This is a genomic window from Luteimonas deserti, from assembly GCF_013425765.1.
Lineage (GTDB): Bacteria > Pseudomonadota > Gammaproteobacteria > Xanthomonadales > Xanthomonadaceae > Luteimonas > Luteimonas deserti.
In genome coordinates this window covers 1-17,574 of the sequence record NZ_JACCJZ010000001.1, presented here as the reverse complement: position 1 = coordinate 17,574, position 17,574 = coordinate 1, and the positions used below count along the sequence as shown (strand labels likewise).

Annotated in this window: 13 protein-coding genes; 7 read left to right on the top strand and 6 right to left on the bottom strand. The window is 70.1% G+C overall.

What is annotated here, in order from left to right; genetic code table 11:
- Positions 1-185 precede the first annotated feature (185 nt).
- The 4 genes from H0E82_RS00065 to H0E82_RS00050 all read right to left on the bottom strand — a co-directional run bounded on the left by H0E82_RS00065 (position 186) and on the right by H0E82_RS00050 (position 5,192).
- Complete coding sequence (locus tag H0E82_RS00065) at positions 186-875, bottom strand: RluA family pseudouridine synthase (RefSeq protein WP_235974100.1); 690 nt, start codon at positions 873-875, stop codon at positions 186-188.
- Positions 872-1,783 (bottom strand): oxygen-dependent coproporphyrinogen oxidase, encoded by a 912-nt coding sequence (gene hemF, locus H0E82_RS00060; RefSeq protein WP_180542932.1) that lies wholly within the window; start codon positions 1,781-1,783, stop codon positions 872-874. The genes H0E82_RS00065 and hemF overlap by 4 nt, the downstream gene beginning before the upstream one ends.
- 563 nt (positions 1,784-2,346) lie before the next feature.
- Positions 2,347-2,826, bottom strand: coding sequence for a PH domain-containing protein (locus H0E82_RS00055; protein WP_180542931.1), 480 nt, complete (start codon positions 2,824-2,826; stop codon positions 2,347-2,349).
- A complete protein-coding gene (locus H0E82_RS00050) occupies positions 2,823-5,192 on the bottom strand; it encodes a S9 family peptidase (RefSeq protein ID WP_180542930.1) in 2,370 nt (789 codons plus the stop codon). The genes H0E82_RS00055 and H0E82_RS00050 overlap by 4 nt, the downstream gene beginning before the upstream one ends.
- A gap of 188 nt (positions 5,193-5,380) precedes the next feature.
- Between H0E82_RS00050 and H0E82_RS00045 the strand changes: the two genes are divergently transcribed.
- From H0E82_RS00045 to H0E82_RS00020, 6 genes are all read left to right on the top strand, one after another.
- Positions 5,381-6,778, top strand: coding sequence for a cytochrome ubiquinol oxidase subunit I (locus H0E82_RS00045; RefSeq protein WP_180542929.1), 1,398 nt, complete (start codon positions 5,381-5,383; stop codon positions 6,776-6,778).
- Complete coding sequence (cydB, locus tag H0E82_RS00040) at positions 6,778-7,791, top strand: cytochrome d ubiquinol oxidase subunit II (protein WP_180542928.1); 1,014 nt, start codon at positions 6,778-6,780, stop codon at positions 7,789-7,791. The genes H0E82_RS00045 and cydB overlap by 1 nt, the downstream gene beginning before the upstream one ends.
- A gap of 96 nt (positions 7,792-7,887) precedes the next feature.
- On the top strand, positions 7,888-8,160 hold the full coding sequence (locus tag H0E82_RS00035) for a YcgL domain-containing protein (RefSeq protein WP_180542927.1): 273 nt from the start codon (positions 7,888-7,890) through the stop codon (positions 8,158-8,160).
- Entirely contained in the window at positions 8,153-11,443 is a 3,291-nt protein-coding gene (locus tag H0E82_RS00030) for an ankyrin repeat domain-containing protein (protein ID WP_180542926.1), read from the top strand. The genes H0E82_RS00035 and H0E82_RS00030 overlap by 8 nt, the downstream gene beginning before the upstream one ends.
- A 114-nt stretch (positions 11,444-11,557) precedes the next feature.
- The gene (locus H0E82_RS00025; protein ID WP_180542925.1) at positions 11,558-12,391 is read left to right on the top strand and encodes an energy transducer TonB; all 834 of its coding nucleotides are present in this window, start codon (positions 11,558-11,560) and stop codon (positions 12,389-12,391) included.
- Positions 12,392-12,762: 371 nt separating this feature from the next.
- Positions 12,763-13,620 (top strand): energy transducer TonB, encoded by an 858-nt coding sequence (locus H0E82_RS00020; RefSeq protein ID WP_180542924.1) that lies wholly within the window; start codon positions 12,763-12,765, stop codon positions 13,618-13,620.
- A 66-nt stretch (positions 13,621-13,686) separates the two neighbouring features.
- On the opposite strand, the gene rho is transcribed toward H0E82_RS00020, so the two are convergent.
- Positions 13,687-15,456 carry a transcription termination factor Rho gene (gene rho / locus H0E82_RS00015; protein WP_180542923.1) on the bottom strand — a complete coding sequence of 590 codons (1,770 nt, stop codon included), beginning with the start codon at positions 15,454-15,456 and terminating at the stop codon, positions 13,687-13,689.
- A 277-nt stretch (positions 15,457-15,733) separates the two neighbouring features.
- Positions 15,734-16,060, bottom strand: a complete 327-nt coding sequence (gene trxA, locus H0E82_RS00010) for a thioredoxin (RefSeq protein WP_180542922.1) — start codon at positions 16,058-16,060, stop codon at positions 15,734-15,736.
- Between the two features lie 205 nt (positions 16,061-16,265).
- On the opposite strand from trxA, the gene rhlB reads away from it, so the two are divergent.
- Positions 16,266-17,574: ATP-dependent RNA helicase RhlB (gene rhlB / locus H0E82_RS00005; RefSeq protein WP_180542921.1), on the top strand; the 1,309-nt coding region annotated here is incomplete at its 3' end.

Here is a 17,574-nt window from a genome sequence, read left to right as displayed (position 1 = left end):
CCCTTCCCCTGGAGTGATCGACCGGAACCAACAGGCGTCTCCCCGCGCCTGGTTCCCGAGCCCCGTAGGCCCCCCCTGCCTACGGGGCTTTTTTATGCGCGTGATCCGGGCCCGTGTGGGCCGCTGCGCATCGCGCGTCGAGCCGGTCTCGTGACCCGCAGGCGGGATGTTGGCAAGCGCCTTCGCTAGAACGGCACGGGCGAGTGCATCGTCAGCGGGCGCCCATCGCCAGGGTGCGCGAGGCTGAGAGCCGTCGCATGCAGCATGAGCCGCGGCGCACCATCGGCACCGGTGTCCGCTGCGGTCCCGTACAGCGGGTCACCGAGGATCGGGTGACCGATGGCCTTGAGATGCACCCGCAACTGGTGGCTGCGGCCGGTGACCGGCGTCAGGGCAACCCGCGTGCAACGCTCGCCGTCGGGGCCTGTCTCGTAACGGATGACGTGCCAGCGCGTGAGCGCGGACTTCCCACGTTCCGCATCCACCCGCTGGCGCGGCCGGTTCGGCCAGTCCGCGGCCAAAGGCAGATCGATCTGGCCGGCATTCCGTGCCAGCGAACCGGTCACCACGGCGACATAGTGCTTCTGCACCTCGCGCGCTGCGAACGCTGCGCCTAGGGCGCGCTGCGCCTCGGCCCCTCGCGCGAACACGATCACTCCGGATGTCGCCATGTCGAGGCGGTGGACGACACGCGCGTCCGACCATCGGGCCACGGCGCGGGTGGCGAGACTGTCGTACTTGTCCGCGCCGCGTCCGGGTACCGAGAGCAGGCCCGCGGGCTTGTCGAACGCCAGCAGGCAGGCGTCGGCGAACAGGATCCGCAGACCTTCCGGCTCCACTTCGGGATGCATGCGCGATGAAGGCGAGGCGCTCAAGCCGATTCGGACAGCCAGTCGCGTGGGCGCAGATAATCGAGCAGGCGGGCCTCGTCGCTGCCGGCCTCCGGCGTGTAGCCGTATTCCCAGCGCACGCGTGGCGGCAGGCTCATCAGGATCGATTCGGCCCGGCCGCCGGACTGCAGCCCGAACAGCGTGCCGCGGTCGTAGACCAGGTTGAATTCGACGTAGCGGCCGCGCCGGTACAACTGGAACTCGCGCTCGCGCTCGCCGTACGGCGTGTCCTTGCGGCGCCCGACGATCGGCAGATAGGCATCGAGGAAGCCGTCGCCGACTGCGCGCATGTAGGCGAAGTCCGTGTCGAAGTCACCATGCAGGTCGTCGAAGAACAGGCCGCCCACGCCGCGGGTCTCGTTGCGGTGACGCAGGAAGAAGTAATCGTCGCACCAGCGTTTGTGGGCGTCGTAGCGGTCGTCGCCGCCGAAGGGGCGGCACAGATCGCGCGCGGTGCGGTGCCAGTGCTGCACGTCCTCGTCGAACGGATAGAAGGGCGTGAGGTCGAAGCCGCCGCCGAACCACCAGGCGACGGTCTCGCCGTCGCGCACCGCATGGAAGTGACGCACGTTGGCATGCGTGGTCGGCAGGTAGGGATTGCGGGGATGGAACACCAGCGACACGCCGCAGGCACGCCACGACGCACCGGCGAGTTCGGGGCGGTTGGCGCTGGCCGAGGGCGGCAGCGCGGTCCCGGAGACGTCGGAAAAACCGATGCCGGCCTGCTCGAACACGGCACCATCGCGCAACACGCGCGTGCGGCCGCCGCCGCCTTCCGCGCGCTGCCACAGGTCTTCGGTGAAGCGGGCCTGGCTGTCGGCCTGCTCGATGTCGCGGCAGATGCGGTCCTGCAGGCCGGTCAGATAGTCGCGGACGCTGTCGAAAGTGGTCATGGCGCCATTGTAGGCGGGGCGGCCATGGCGACATTGATCGTGATCAATGGCGGCGGTGTCGGAACGTGGCTGCGCGCGCGGGCCTCGGCCGGTGAGGCCCGTCGCGCGCGAGCGCGCTCCTTGGGCCTTGGACGGGTGCACGCCGCATGTCCGGTCCGATCGCGCGGTGCAGGGCGGCGACGGCGGGTATCGGGTCTCCCGCTCCCTGCTCGAACCGGGAAACGACGCGTGGCGCTTGTTCTGCACGCGCCACGCTCAGGACACCGGCGCCGGTGCAGGCGCGCGTGCACGCGAGGCTCTGCCGGGAAGGCGCCTTCGCGTGCGAGCGTCCTCCCGCGTGCTTGTCGGATGCCGACGTGGCGCCGGATGTCCGCTTCGATCGCGCGGTCCGGCGCGCGGCGAAGGTGTCCCGCGTGCAGCGACCTGATCGAACCGAAGGGCGACGGGTGGCGCGTGGGTCGCATGCGTCCCGGGCACGACCGATGGCGGCGGTATAGCCGCGCGGCCGCGCGCGCAGATCCGAGTGGTGACGCGGCTTCGCGCGCGAGCGCGCTCTGTGCGGGTCATCGGCTGCAGGCGCGGCGCCAGGTCTCCAGCTTGGCCGCGAGATCCACGGCGCGGTGCCCGTAGGTGTCGGGCAGGGCACCGTCGAAGCCGGTCAGGCCGCGATTGACACGGCGCAGACGCGCCGCGGCCTCCACGTGTTCGGCGAAGTCGATGCCGACCATCGTGTGCAGGCCCACGCGCGTGGGGCCGAAACGCACGACGTCGCGCCAGGCCCAGCGAGTGACCCGGAACAGCGAGCGCAACTCGATGCCGTCGGCATCGAGCCGCAGATGGTTCGCACCGGGTAGCAGCGACACCAGTGCGACCACGCTGCAAAGCCCGAAAAATCCACCGCACAGCCATGCGATCAGCAGATGGCGCTCGCCGATGACGAGTGCCATCCACACGAACCCGGCCGAGATCGCCAGCAGCGCGAGCATCTTCCACGGCGACGGCCGCAGCAGCTCGACGGCCGGCAACGGGCCGGGCGCAGTCACTTCAGCGTGCGCTCGAACAGCTCATGGATGCGGCGGTACTGGTCGTACCATGAGGCCGGGTGCTGGTAGGCGTGGCGCTCGAGCGGATAGCTCGCCAGCTCCCACTTGTCCTTGCGCAGCTCGATCAGGCGCTGGGCCATCATCACCGAGTCCTTGTAGAACACGTTGTCGTCGATCATGCCGTGCGCGATCAGCAGGTGGTCCTGCAGGCGGTCGGCGTATTCCATCGGCGAGGATTTGGCGTAGGCCTCGGGATCGATGTCGGGCGTGTTGAGGATGTTGGCGGTGTAGGCGTGGTTGTACTGCGACCAGTCGGTGACCGGGCGCAATGCGGCGCCGGCCTTGAACGTGCCCGGCTCGCGGAACAGCGCCATGAACGTCATGAAGCCGCCGTAGCTGCCGCCGTAGATGCCGACGCGGCCGCGGTCGGCCTGGTGGTTGTCGACCAGCCAGTCGATGCCGTCGAGATAGTCCTCGAGTTCCGGATGGCCCATCTGCCGGTAGATCGCCGTGCGCCAGTCGCGGCCGTAGCCGCTGGAGGCGCGGAAGTCGAGGTCCAGCACGAGGTAACCCTGCTGCACGAGCAGGTTGTGGAACATCTGCTCGCGGAAGTAGGTGGGGTAGCGGTCGTGGACGTTCTGCAGGTAGCCGGCGCCGTGCACGAACAGCACGACCGGGTACTGGCGGCCCGGCTCGTAGGTCTCGGGCGCGTAGAACTTGCCCCAGACCGTGCCCGCACCGTGCTTGGACGGAATCTGCACGTACTCGGGCTGCAGCCAGTCGTGGGCCTTGAAGGCCTCGGTGCGGGTGTCGGTGAGCACGCGCAGTTCGCCGCCGTTGACGTCGGCCACCGCCACCTGCGGCGGGGTGTAGCTCGACGAATGGCGCAGCAGCAGGCGGCTTTCGTCGGGCGACAGCACGAAGTCCTCGATGCCGCCGCTCGACGTGATTTCGGCGACTTCACCGCCGGCCGCGCTGCAGACCTCGTACCGGCCCGGCCACTGCCGGTTGCACATGAAGAAGAAGCGGCTGCCGTCACGCGACATCACCGGCGAGGAGACTTCCCAGCGGCCCGAGGTCAGCGCACGCGAGCGGCTGCCGTCGCTGAGGTAGAGGTGCGAGTAGCCCGATTCCTCGGACAGGAACCACAGCGTGCGGTTGTCCGGCAGCCAGCCGAACTCGTTGAAATCCCAGTTGATCCAGGCCGGGTCGGTGAGCCGGTGGCGCGATTGCAGTGTGGCGCCGGCCAGGTCGACCGTCGCCAGCCAGCGGTCCTTGTTGTCGACCGAATGGATCGAGATCGCAACCGATCGGCCGTCGTCGCTCCAGCGGATCGCACCGCCGCCACCGCCGCGGCCGTCGATCTCCAGGCGCACCGGGCGATTGCCGCTCAGCGCGTCCTTGCCGGCGGCGCGGCGCAGGCTGGCCAGCGGGTCGGTGCCGATGCCCGGAAGCCCATCGGTCTTCAGCTCGCGGACCTGGCCGCTGCCCACGTCCACCAGCCACAACGTGTGCGGCAGCGGATCATTGCGGCCGACGCGCGTGCGCACGTCCTCGAACTCCTCGTAGCCCGATTCGGTGACGTAGCGCGGCATCTTGCCGGCCTGGCCCTCGTTGCCGCCCTTGGGCGCGGTGACGACGATCAGGCGGTCGCCGGCGGGCGACAGCGCGCTGCCGGCGATGGTGACGTTCTTGCCGAGAAAGGCAGGCGCGGCCGGACGGGTCGGATCGACGCGGCGCCATGCCTCGGCCTGCATGCGCTGCGCGTCGCGGCGGTCGCGCTCCACGCGCAGGGTCTCGATCATGCGCAGCTGACGCTCGCGCAGATCGTCGGCCGGCGGCGGCTTGGCCGGATCGTCCTCGGCCTTGAGGCTGGCGATCTGCGCCACGCCACGCTGCGGCTCCCAGCCGTACCAGTCGGTCCCGGCGCGCCAGACCAGGCCACCGGCCATCGTCCATTGCGGCTGCGCCTCGGGCGCTTCGGTACGGGTGATCTGGGTGAGCTGGCCGGTGCGCAGATCGCGCACGAAGACGTCGCCGTTGCGCACGAAGGCCATCCGCGTGCGGGTGGCGTCGATGATCGGATTCTGCGCGTCGAGGTCGGCGCGAGCGGCGTCGTCGAGCCGTGTCGCAGCGCCGCCGGCGATCGGCTGCACCCAGGTGTCGCGGATCGTCGCGCCCTCGCGCTTGCGGGTGAAATAGGCGCGGCTGCCGTCCCAGCTCCACCACGCCGATTCCACCGGCGGACCGATCCAGTCGGGATCGTCCATGATCCGCGCCATCGTGAGGGTCTGCGCGGGTTGCGCGAGGGCAAGGGGCGAAACGAGGGCGCAGGCCAGCACCCAGGGCAGCGACAGACGACGCATCGGCAGGTCCGTGGACGGAAGGAAGCGCGCAGTGTACCGGCGCGTGCCGGAGGGTCGCTCTGGCGAAGGTCATGGCCGGGGCGTGGAACACGGCCCGATGTGCGACGCCGTGTCGCGCGACGACGTGCCGCATGCCGTTTTCACGTCGGGGCCCGCAGACTGCCGGCGCCCCCGATCCGGAGCCTGCGTTGGACGCCCTGCTGCTGTCGCGGATCCAGTTCGGATTCGTGATCTCCTTCCACGTGCTGTTTCCAGCCTTCACGATCGGCCTGTCGAGCTGGCTGGCGTTCCTGGAGTTCCGCTGGCTGCGCACGCGGGACCCGGTGTGGCGCGAGCTGTACTTCTTCTGGATGCGGATCTTCGCCGTGTCCTTCGGCATGGGCGTGGTGTCGGGCATCGTCATGAGCTTCCAGCTCGGCACCAACTGGTCGGTGCTCAGTGCGCAGGCCGGCAACATCCTCGGACCGCTGCTGAGCTACGAGGTGCTGACCGCGTTCTTTCTCGAAGCGAGTTTCCTCGGTGTGATGCTGTTCGGCTGGGGACGCGTGTCGGAGAAGCTGCATTTCATGTCCACCTGCCTCGTGGCCGTGGGCACGCTGATCTCGACGTTCTGGATCCTCTCGGCCAACAGCTGGCTGCACACGCCTGCCGGCTTCGAGATCGTCGACGGCGCGTTCCACCCCGTGGAGTGGCTGTCGATCATCTTCAACCCGTCATTTCCCTACCGCCTCGGCCACATGGTGCTGGCGGCGTTCATCACCACGTGCTTCGTCATCGGCGGGGTGGCGGCCTGGTATCTGCGCCGCGGCGAACACGTTGACGCGGCCACGCGGATGCTCAAGCTCGCGGTCGCGTTCGCAGCGATCACCGTTCCGCTGCAGATCGTCGTGGGCGACCTGCACGGGCTCAAGACCGGCGAAGTCCAGCCGGTCAAACTCGCCGCGATGGAAGGTCATTGGCACCACGGCGAGCCCGGCGAGGGTGTTCCGCTGGTGGTGTTCGCGCTTCCCGATGCGGACGCCGAGCGCAACCGCTACGAGGTCGCGATCCCGCGCCTGGGCAGCCTCATTCTTACCCACAGCTGGGACGGCACGATCGAACCGTTGACCGCGGTGCCGCGCGACGAGCGGCCACCCGTCGCGCCGGTGTTCTTCGCGTTCCGGGTGATGGTCGGGATCGGCATGGCGATGTTGCTGCTCACGGTCGTGTCGCTGTGGGCCTGGCGGCGCGGCAGGTTGTTCGAATCGCGCCTGTTGCTCGACGGCTGGCGGCTCATGGCGCCGTCGGGTTTCGTCGCGGTGCTGGCCGGCTGGATCGTCGTCGAGATGGGGCGCCAGCCCTGGGTGATCCAGGGCCTGTTGCGCACCGCCGATGCGGTGAGCGACATCGACCGGGTCAGTGTGATGATCTCGCTCGGCGCATTCCTTGCGGCCTATGCCGTGGTGTTCGGCGCGGGCAGCGGCTACATCCTGAAGATGATCCGCACCGGGCCGCAACCCTTCGACGACGGTCCAGACCACGACGAGGGCGAGCGCACGCCGATGCGGCCGATCTCGGCGGCCGACGGCCCGGTGGGAGACGACTGATGGATCTGGCGACGGTGCTGCCGGTGATCTGGTTCGGCGTGATCGGCTTCGGCGTGCTGATGTACGTCCTGCTCGACGGCTTCGTGCTCGGCCTCGGCGTACTCGCCCCGTTTGCCGAGGACGGCAAACAACTCGACCACATGATGACGACGGCGGCACCGATCTGGGACGGCAACGAGACCTGGCTGGTGATGGGCGGTGTGGGATTGCTGGCGGCGTTTCCACGCGCCTACGCGATCATCCTGTCGGCGCTGTATCTACCGGTGCTGCTGATGCTGATCGCGCTGGTGTTCCGCGGCGTCGCGTTCGAGTTCCGCTTCAAGGCGCAGCGCGGCAAGCGCTTCTGGGGCGCGGCGTTCGCGGTGGGTTCGCTGCTGACGGCGTTCGCGCAGGGGGTGATCCTCGGCGCGCTGGTGGAGGGCATGCCGCTCCAGGAAGGCAAGTACGCCGGGGGCGCGCTGGATTGGTTCAGTCCGTTCGCGATGATGACGGGGGCGGCGGTGGTGGCCGGCTATGCGCTGCTCGGCAGCGGCTGGCTGATCCTCAAGACCGAGGGCCGGCTCCAGCAGATCGCGCGCAGGCTCGCGCGGCCGCTGGTGGTGCTCGTGACGCTCTTCATGGGCCTGGTCAGTGCATGGCTGCCATTCCTCGATTCGCGGATCATGGCGCGCTGGTTCGAGGGTGGGAATTTCTGGTGGCTGGCGCCGGTGCCGGCCCTGGCGCTGGTCAATGCGGTCTGGCTGTGGCGCTCGGCGATGCACGAGGGCCGCGATGCGCGACCGTTCCTGCTGACGCTGAGCTTCTTCGCGCTCGGCTTCGCCGGACTGGTGCTCGGCATCTGGCCCAACATCGTTCCGCCGTCATTGAGCATCTGGGAGGCGGCCTCGCCGCCGTCGTCGCAGACCTTCGTGCTGGTCGGCCTGGTGTTCCTGCTGCCGCTGATCCTCGGGTACACGGCGTGGTCGTACCGGGTGTTCCGCGGCAAGGTGGCCGCCGACGCCGGCTATCACTGAACCCGGCCACGCGCGCGCGGCCGCTCCGTCCTTCCGCGGCATACCCATCGGGGTGCTTTTCCCGCACAATCGCCGGTGTTTCCGCGGTTTCCGGCCATGCACGCCTACGTCTACAAATGCCAGCGCAAGGCCGATGCCTACGTGTATCTGTCCGCCCGCGACGCCTTCGATGTGCTGCCCGACCCCGTGCGCGCGCAGCTGGGTGCCCTGACGTTCGTGCTCGATGTGGCGCTGGTCCCCGGCCGCCGGCTGGCACGCGAGAATCCCGAGCGCGTGCGTGCGAACTTGCGCCAGCACGGTTTCCATCTGCAGATGCCGGCGACGCTGGCGGCCGACCCGCTGACCGACGATTGGGGCACCGATGCCTGAGGCGGCCGGGCGGGCACCCCTTCCTGCGCGGCGTGCAGGGCCGGCGGTCATCGCCGCGGCGCTGCTGCTGACGCTGGCGACGGGCGTCGGCGGCATCCTGGCCGCGGTAGCCGGTGCGCTGGCGCAACCGGCCTATGCGCTGGCGGTGCGGGCGTGGCGCGGGCGGACGCCCGTCGAGCCGTCCACCCTGCGCCGCGACGCGCTGTCGCTGCTTGCCGCCTGGGCGGGTGCGATCGGCGTCGCTGCCGCCTGCGTCGCCTGGCCGATGCGCGCGCTGCGAGACGGCGGCCAGCTCGGCGCGGCACTCGCGACGAGCGTGGTGGTCGGACTGGCGATCATCGCGTTCTGGCGCACGTGGCCGCTGTGGCATGCGCTCGAGCGTGATGGCGGCGACCTGCGCCAGCACTGGCGCTCGCTCGCAGACCAGGACACGGCGAGCTGGCGTGGGGTCGTGGCCGCCACGGCAGTGGCCGCGATCGTCGCACTGGTGTTGCTGCCGGTGTGGCTGCCCTCGGCGGGCCCCGGCCTCCGCCTTGCGCTCGTGCTGGCTTCGGGTGTGGCCTGGACGGGTCTGCACCTCGTGCTGCAGCGCCTCGCGCCCCCGGCGCCGCTGCCGATGCAGGTGATCGAGATGCAGGGCGATCCGGCGGCGGCACTGTTCGAAGAGCCCGCCGACGCCGCGCCGGAAGCCGCGCTCTACGCAGCCGCGCGTGGCGGACGTGTCGAGCGTGCGCTGGCATTGATTGAGGCTGGCGCCGATGTGCGGGCACTGCCCGCGACCGACGATCGCGATCAGCGCAGCCTGACCGTGCTCGCGGCCGTACTGCCGGACCTGCGCCTGCTGCGTGCGTTGATCGGCCGCGGGCTCGACGTCAACGCGGCCCACGCGGGCATGACGCCGCTGCTGGCCGCCACCCGCGACAGCTGGCACGGCCGGCCCGACGCCGTGATGACGCTGCTGGCCAACGGCGCCGACCCGCGGGTCACCGACCACGAAGGCAATACGCCGCTGCATCTGGCCGCGCGCAGCTCCGATCCCGGCGTGGCGGCACTGCTCGGCGACGCCGCCGCGGACCTCGAAGCACGCAACCACGATGGCCTGACGCCGCTCGGCGTCGCCTGCGCCGCGGGCAACTGGCGCCTGGCGAAGTTTCTGCTCGAGCGCGGCGCGCGCCCCGATGTCGAGGGCGGCACGCCGGCCTTGCTTGCGGCTGCCGGCGGCGACGAGGACGACGCGGCCGGCGTGCAGCTGCTGATCCGCCACAAGGCACGGGTGGACGCGCGCGACGGCGGGCGCCGCGGTGCCCTGCACGTGGCGGCGTCGAGCGGGCACGTCGAAATCCTGGCGGCATTGCTGGCAGCGGGCGCCGACGTGCGCGCGCGCGACAACGAGGGGCGCACGCCCCTGCTCGACGCGGCGCGCAGTGGACGACTCGCGGCGCTCGAAGCACTGGTCGCGGCCGGCGCGGATGTGGCCGCGGTCGATATCGGCGGCCGCAACGCGATCGTGCTCGCCTGCGCCGGCGAAGCGCCGTCCGTGCCCGTGGTCCAGCGGCTGCTCGCGCTCGGCGTGTCCGCCGACGTCGTGGACGCCCAGGGCCGGCGCCCGGTGGACGGTGCCGCGGCCGCGGGCCGCTGGGCCCTGGTCCGTGCGCTCGATCCCGACTATCCGTTGCCGGCGAACGTCGCGGGTGACGCTGCGGTCGCGGCGGACGGCCGGACCCCAGTCATGCTGTTGCGCGACAGCCTGCGCGAAGGCCGCTTCGACGGACTCGAGCCGGTGCTCCGGTTGCTCTCACCTGCCGAACTGGGCGGTCTGATCCTCGATGCGGAAGCGCCGCCCGCGGTCGACCGGATCGCCTGGCTGCTCGATCGTGGCGCCGACGTGGAGGTGCGTGACGCCCTTGGCCGGACCGCGCTGACCACGTTGCTCGGCGCGACTCCGCCGCTACTGCCCGCTCTGCAGCTCCTGTTGCAGCACGGGGCGTCACCCGGCGGGTCCGGCGGTCTGGCGCGCTATCTGGCCGCCTGCGTCGAGGGCGACCATGCGTCCCGCGTGTACGAACGTGTCGCCCTCGATCTGTTGACACGCGGCGCCGACCCGTTCGCCGCGTCGCCGCAGGGCGATCCTCCGTTGTCGCTGGTCGTGCGCCTGGGCTGGCCTCGTCTGCTCGAACGTCTGGTCGACAGTGGCGTGGACCTCGATGCGCGGGACTCGCGGGGCATGACCGCGCTGCACCTGGCCGCCGCCTTGGGCCGCGAAGCGGTGCTGCGGACGCTGGTGCGTCACGGCGCCTCGGCCTCTGCGCGTGCCGCCGATGGACAGACACCGCTCGGCGTGGCGTTGTCGGCAGGCCGGCGCGATCTTGCCGACTGGCTCGACTGGCGCGGCTGGGTTCCACCTCGCCGCGCGCTGGAGCCGACGGACCTGCCGGCAGCCGCGATGCAGGGCGACGCCGACGCGGTGCGGCGCCTGCTCGATCTCGGCTTCGCCATCGACAGCGCCGACAGCCAGGGCTGCAGCGCCCTGCTGCGCGCCGCCGGTCGCGGCCATGCCGCGGTCGTGGAGCTGTTGCTGGAACGAGGCGCGAATCCTGCCTGCGCGGCGCAATCCGGGGCCACGCCCTTGTCGGCGGCCGTGAGCATGCGCCACGCCGCCGTGGTCGAGCGGCTGCTCGCCGCCGGCGCCGCGCTCGACCAGCGCCTGCCCGGCGAGGTCAGTGTGCTGATGCTGGCCGCCGCGCTGGGTCTGCCGGACATCGCCGCGCGTCTGCTGACCGCCGGTGCCGACATCCACGCCGTCGATGCGCAGGGCCTGACGCCGCTGCACTGCGCCGCCCTTTACGGCTTCACTTCGCGCGACCGCGCACGCCTGCTGGCACTGTTCGACACCCTGCTGCTGGCCGGCGCCGAAGTCGATGCGCCCGCCGCGGGTGGGGTCACGCCATTGCTGTTGCTGCTGGGCGCCCGCGCCGAACCCGGAACCGTCTGCGACGAGGACGTGGTGCTCGCCGCGCTCGAGCATCTGCTCGATGAAGGCGTGTCGCTGGAGGCGCGCGACGCGCGCGGCTTCGGTCCCCTGCACCTGACCGGATTGCACGGCCAGCTGCGCCTGGCCCGCCGCCTGCTGCGCGCCGGCGCCGATCCCGACCTGCGCGATGCGCTCAACCGCACTCCACGCGAGATCGCGGTGATGCGCGGTTTCGTCGACGTGGCCGCCGAGTTCGCGCCCGCCGCGACCGCCGATGGTGTGTCGATGGCACGGTTCCTCCGGGAGCGCTGAGCACCGGCCGTCGACGTCGGCGCGGTGCTTGCGCGCCAGGGACCGCACCGACACACTCCGGGCTCATCCGCCGCAGGAAGCGCCATGCACCGTGTGCTCGCTGCCGTACTCGGCATGACCGTGTTCGCCGGCCCGGTGCCCCAGGCCGCGGCGCAGTCGGCCACCGACCTTCGCCAGCAGATGGAAGCCAGCATGCTGGTGACCGGACGGGTGGCGATCGATGAGCATGGCCACGTGACCGCACACGCGCTGGACGGGCGCGAGATGCTACCGCCCGAGGTCGCCGATCTCGTCGACCGCCGGATATCCGGCCTGCGCTTCGACTCTCTGCACGGGGATGGCTCGACCGGACCTGTGAATACCACGATGAGCCTGCGCCTGCTGGCCATGCCGGGGGACGACGGCACGGCTGTGATACGCATCGCCAGCGCCTACTTCGGTGAGCGGCCCGAGCGCACAGGTCAGGGTGCCCTGCGCGTGATCGAGCCGATCCGCCCGCCCCGTTATCCCGCCGCGGCCGCCGAAATCGGCGGGAAAGGGGTGGTTTACCTGTTGATCAAGATCGGCCGCGATGGCCGGCTGGAAGACGTCGCCGTCGAGCAGGTCAATCTCACCGCGCTCGGCACCGCGCATCAGATGCGGAAGGTGCGCGAGTCGCTCGCGAGCAGCGCGGTCGACACCGTTCGCCGGCATTGGAGCTTCGCGCCGCCGACTGAAGGGCCCGACGCGGGCCGCGCATACTGGGTCCTGCGCTGGCCGTTCGCGTTTTCGTTCGACGGCGAACCGTCTCCCGCATACGGGCAATGGGTGTCGTACCACCCCGGACCCGTGCAGCGCCCGGCCTGGGCAGTGCCGGGCGCGAACGGCGCCAGTGCAGATGCACTGGCCGGCTCGAGCCTGGTGGCCGGATCCGGTTCGCCCAGGCTGCTCACGCCGCTGGGGGACTGAGTTCCTGCCGCCCGCGTGTCGTGGGCCAGCGTCCGTCGATCAGCGCGCCGGCGCGTCCGGCGCGTGTGTGGCCGGCAGCGGGACGTAGGCTGTTCAGCGCGCTCGACAGTGGGTGGACGCGCACAGGCAATGGCGCGTACCGCCGATTCGACGTCACGGGTGACGGGGCCGGCGTGACGACACGCGTACGAGGATGGTCATGAGCCTGCCAGCTCACACGCGCCGCGTGCGCGGGAGCCTGCGCATGGAATGCGCATGCGCCGCAGGGAGAGGGTCGGGCGGCGTGTCCCGACCAATCCCGCGCCACTCGACTTGCTGCGGCCCGGTGCATGCGGCACTGTCTGGCTCCCGGTCTACTGCAGGATGCATCCATGAACCGATTTCTCGCCGCCGCGCTGGTCGCGGTGTCCCTCGCGGGCGTCGCGCCCGACGCCGACGCCCAGACTGCGCGACAGGCGCGTCAGGAAGTGGAGGCCAGCATGCTGGTCACCGGACATGTCGACATCGACGCTGGTGGCGGCGTGATCGCCCATGCGGTCGACGAGCCCGGAAAGCTGCCGCCGCACGTGGTCGCACTGATCGACCGCTTCGTTCCCTCGATGCGTTTCGAGCCGGTGACGGACGCCTCGGGCTCTGCTCCGGCCCGGGCGAAGATGGCGTTGCGTCTGGTCGCCACCCCGGCAGGGAACGGGGAAATGAACATGCGCATCGCCAGCGCGCATTTCGGCGATAAGCGCTCGGAGGACGACCCGTCCGAGGTCCGTGCGGCCCGGATGGTGCCGCCGCGGTACCCGCAGGAAATCGCGATGATGGGGGGCACCGGCACTGTCTATCTGCTGATCAAGGTCGGACGCGATGGCTCGGCGCAGGACGTGGTCGCCGAGCAGGTGAACCTCACCGCTCTGGGCACCGGATCGCAGATGCAGACCATCCGTACGCGCCTGGCCAAGGCCGCGATCGACGCCGCGAAGCGGTGGCAGTTCACGCCCCCCACAGAGGGCCTCGAAGCGGAGCGGAGCTACTGGGTCGTGCGTACACCGGTGACCTACTCTCTCGACCGGGCGAGGGAGCCGGCCTACGGCACCTGGGGCGCCTACCATCCGGGTCCGCGCACGTCACCTGACTGGGCCGCGCCCACGCCCGAGGGATTCAGCCCCGACGCCGTAGCGGCCGGCGGCCTGACGCCGGAAACGTCGCGCTACAGGCTGGTGACGCCGCTGGAAGGATGAGCGCACCGGACACACGAAAAAGCCCCGCATACCGCGGGGCTTTTTTGTCTCCGATATCGCGCCGGCTCAGCGCTTCATCGACGAGAAGAACTCGTCGTTGGATTTCGTGCTCTTCATCTTGTCGAGCAGGAATTCCATCGCGGCGATTTCGTCCATCGGATGGAGCAACTTGCGCAGAATCCAGATGCGCTGCAGCAGGTCCGGCTCGATGAGGTAGTCCTCGCGGCGGGTGCCCGACTGGTTGACGTTGATCGCCGGGTAGACGCGCTTCTCGGTGATGCGACGGTCCAGGTGCACTTCCGAGTTGCCGGTGCCCTTGAACTCTTCGTAGATCACCTTGTCCATCGCGCTGCCGGTGTCGACGAGGGCGGTGGCGATGATGGTCAGCGAACCGCCTTCCTCAACGTTGCGCGCCGCGCCGAAGAAGCGCTTCGGGCGGTGCATCGCGTTGGCGTCGACGCCACCGGTGAGCACCTTGCCGGAGCTCGGCACGACGTTGTTGTAAGCGCGGGCGAGGCGGGTGATCGAGTCGAGCAGGATGACGACATCCTTCTTGTGCTCGACCAGGCGCTTGGCGCGCTCGATGACCATTTCGGCCACCTGCACGTGGCGCGCAGCCGGCTCGTCGAACGTCGAGGAAATGACTTCGCCGCGCACGGTGCGCTGCATCTCGGTCACTTCTTCCGGACGCTCGTCGATCAGCAGCACGATCATGTGCACGTCGGGATGGTTGTAGGTGATCGCGCTCGCGATCTGCTGCATCATCATCGTCTTGCCCGCCTTCGGCGGCGAGACGATCAGGGCGCGCTGGCCCTTGCCCTGCGGGGCCATCAGATCGAGGATGCGGCCGGCGATGTCCTCGCTGGACCCGTCACCACGCTCGAGCTTGAAGCGCTTGCGCGGGAACAGCGGGGTCAGGTTCTCGAACAGCACCTTGCCCTTGCTGGCTTCCGGCGGCTCGCCGTTGATCGTGTCGACGACCGACAGCGCGAAGTAGCGTTCGCCGTCCTTCGGCCAGCGGATGCGACCGAGCAGGTGGTCGCCGGTGCGCAGGTTGAAGCGGCGGATCTGGCTGGGCGAGATGTAGACGTCGTCCGGGCCGGCGAGGTAGCTCGCCTCGGCCGCGCGCAGGAAGCCGTAGCCGTCGGGCAGGATCTCGAGCACGCCGTCGGCGACAACGCCTTCGCCATGACGCGTCAGCACCTTCAGCAGGCCGAAGATGACGTCCTGCTTGCGCGCGCGGGCCACGCCCTCGATCGCCAGCTGGTCGGCGATGTCGAGCAGCTTGTGCGCCGGCATCCGCTTGAGATCGCTCAGCGAATACTGCGGAAAGCCTTCGGGCACGTTCGGCGGCGGCAGGCGCTGGGCGTGGTCGTTGCCGCCGTCCTGGGGCAGGCCGTCGTCGCGACCACCGCGGGGGCGGTCGCGGCGGTTCTTGAAGCGGTCACGCCGGTTGCCGCGATCGCCCTGGTCCTGGCGGTTCTGGTCCTGGCGCGCCTGGTCGTGGCGGTTCTGGCCGTTCTGGCCGTTCTGCGCTGCCGGGTTCTGCGGCTGGCCGCCCTGCTGGGGCTGGCGCTGTTCGCCACCCGCGCGCTGCGCGCCGTCCTGACCGGCATGGTCGCCGGCAGAGCGCGGCGCGGACTCTCGCGGTGGCTCGCTGCCCTGGGCCGGTGCCCTGGGCGACGGCGCCTCCTGCGGCGGGAGCTGGAGCTGGGATTGCGGGGTGGCTTCGGTGCCGGCGTCGGCCGGCTTTTTGGCCGCACGGGGCTTGCGGACGCGTTTCACGGCCGTGTCGCCGGTCGGCGCGCCGGAGTCGTCAGGGGTGTTGTCGGACAAGAGGAGAATCCTCGCTCGCTGCGAGCGCCCGGGATCGGGCGGAAGGTTGGAGACGGCAGAGCCGGGAAACAGCGCCCGGCAGGTGCGACCAGATGGGTGCGGCATGCAGAACGCATACCGGAGTGCGGCAAACCTAGCATCGCCGGCAGGCCTCCGGCAAGCGGCGGCGGGGGCGCGATTCAGACGGCGGGCATGCCCCGTAGGGTGGGACGACCCTCGATAGCGGGCTGCCGGATGCGGATACAGGTGCCGCGCCCGTGCGCGGCGCGGGCAGCGCTCAGAGCGCCTTGTCGATCAACTGCGCCAGCTGGGGTTTGCCGACCGCGCCGATCTGCGTCGCCTGCACCTGGCCGCCCTTGAACAGCAGGAGCATCGGAATCGAACGCACGTGATACTTCAGCGCGGTGGCCTGGTTCTGGTCCACGTCCACCTTGACCACCTTGGCACGGCCGGCATAGTCGCCGGCCAGTTCGTCGAGCGCCGGGGCGATCATCTTGCAGGGGCCGCACCAGGGCGCCCAGAAATCGACCAGGACCGGCACGTCGGACTGCAGGACGGTGGCCTCGAAGTCGGAATCGGTGGCATGGATGACGGCGTCGCTCACGGGGTTCTCCGGTAGGTGGGCGCAGGCATTCGGCCGCGGCGCCGGGATGGGTGGTAAAATGGGGGATCGTCCGCCGGAATCAAGGCGGCGCATCGCGGGACGACCCACGCGTTCCGCTCCAGGCAGTCTGCGTCGCGGATGCCTCCCACGCAAGCACGCGGCGCCCGCAACCGGCGACGCCCGGACACGGTGAACAGATTCCCGCATGAGCGATAAACCTTTAACAGACCTCACGTTTTCGACGTTCGAGCTGCACCCGGCCCTGCTCGCCGGGCTCGAGGAGGCGGGCTTTACCCGCTGCACACCGATCCAGGCGCTGACCTTGCCCCTGGCGCTCAACGGCCGCGATGTCGCCGGCCAGGCCCAGACCGGTACCGGCAAGACCCTGGCCTTCCTGGTCGCGGTGATCAACCGTCTTCTGTCGAAACCCGCGCTGGCCGACCGCAAGCCGGAGGATCCGCGCGCACTGATCCTGGCGCCGACCCGCGAACTGGCGATCCAGATCCACAAGGACGCGGTGAAGTTCGGCAGCCAGCTGGGGCTGAAGTTCGCGCTGGTATACGGCGGCGTGGACTACGACAAGCAGCGCCAGATCCTGCAGGAAGGCGCCGACGTCATCATCGCCACTCCGGGCCGTCTGATCGACTACGTCAAGCAGCACAAGGTGGTCAGCCTGCACGCGTGCGAGATGTGCGTGCTCGATGAAGCGGACCGCATGTTCGACCTCGGCTTCATCAAGGACATCCGCTTCCTGCTGCGGCGCATGCCGGTGCGCACGGAGCGGCAGACGCTGCTGTTCTCGGCGACGCTGAGCCACCGCGTGCTCGAGCTCGCCTACGAGCACATGAACGAGCCGGAAAAACTGGTCGTCGAAACCGAATCGATCACTGCCGCGCGCGTGCGCCAGAAGATGTACTACCCGGCCGACGACGAGAAGCTGCCGCTGCTGATCGGCCTGCTGTCGCGCAGCGAAGGCGCGCGCACGATGGTGTTCGTCAACACCAAGGCCTTCATCGAGCGGGTCGCGCGGGCGCTGGAGAAGGCGGGCTACCGGGTCGGCGTGCTGTCGGGCGACGTGCCGCAGAAGAAGCGCGAGAGCCTGCTCAAGAAGTTCCAGGCCGGCCAGCTCGAGTTGCTGGTCGCCACCGACGTCGCCGCCCGCGGCCTGCACATCGACGGCGTCAGCCACGTGTTCAACTACGACCTGCCGTTCGATGCCGAGGACTACGTCCACCGCATCGGCCGCACTGCGCGCCTCGGCGCCGAAGGTGACGCGATCAGCTTCGCCTGTGAGCGTTACGCGACCTCGCTGCCCGACATCGAGGCCTACATCGAGCAGAAGATCCCGTCCGAGCCGGTCACCCAGGACCTGCTGACCGCGCTGCCGCGTAAGCCGCGCGAAGGTGTGCAGCCGGACGACGAGGACGGCGAAAGCATCAACGAGATCTTCCGCGAAGTACGCGAGGCACGCGCGGCCGAGGACGCCAAGCGCGGCGGGGGCCGCCCGGGTGCGG

Excerpts from the sequence above, each read along its gene's own strand:
- H0E82_RS00030 (WP_180542926.1), top strand. The coding sequence starts at position 8,153 with ATGCCTGAGGCGGCCGGGCGGGCACCCCTTCCTGCGCGGCGTGCAGGG.
- H0E82_RS00050 (WP_180542930.1), bottom strand. The coding sequence starts at position 5,192 with ATGCGTCGTCTGTCGCTGCCCTGGGTGCTGGCCTGCGCCCTCGTTTCG.
- H0E82_RS00025 (WP_180542925.1), top strand. The coding sequence starts at position 11,558 with ATGACCGTGTTCGCCGGCCCGGTGCCCCAGGCCGCGGCGCAGTCGGCC.
- H0E82_RS00020 (WP_180542924.1), top strand. The coding sequence starts at position 12,763 with ATGAACCGATTTCTCGCCGCCGCGCTGGTCGCGGTGTCCCTCGCGGGC.
- H0E82_RS00035 (WP_180542927.1), top strand. The coding sequence starts at position 7,888 with ATGCACGCCTACGTCTACAAATGCCAGCGCAAGGCCGATGCCTACGTG.
- cydB (WP_180542928.1), top strand. The coding sequence starts at position 6,778 with ATGGATCTGGCGACGGTGCTGCCGGTGATCTGGTTCGGCGTGATCGGC.
- hemF (WP_180542932.1), bottom strand. The coding sequence starts at position 1,783 with ATGACCACTTTCGACAGCGTCCGCGACTATCTGACCGGCCTGCAGGAC.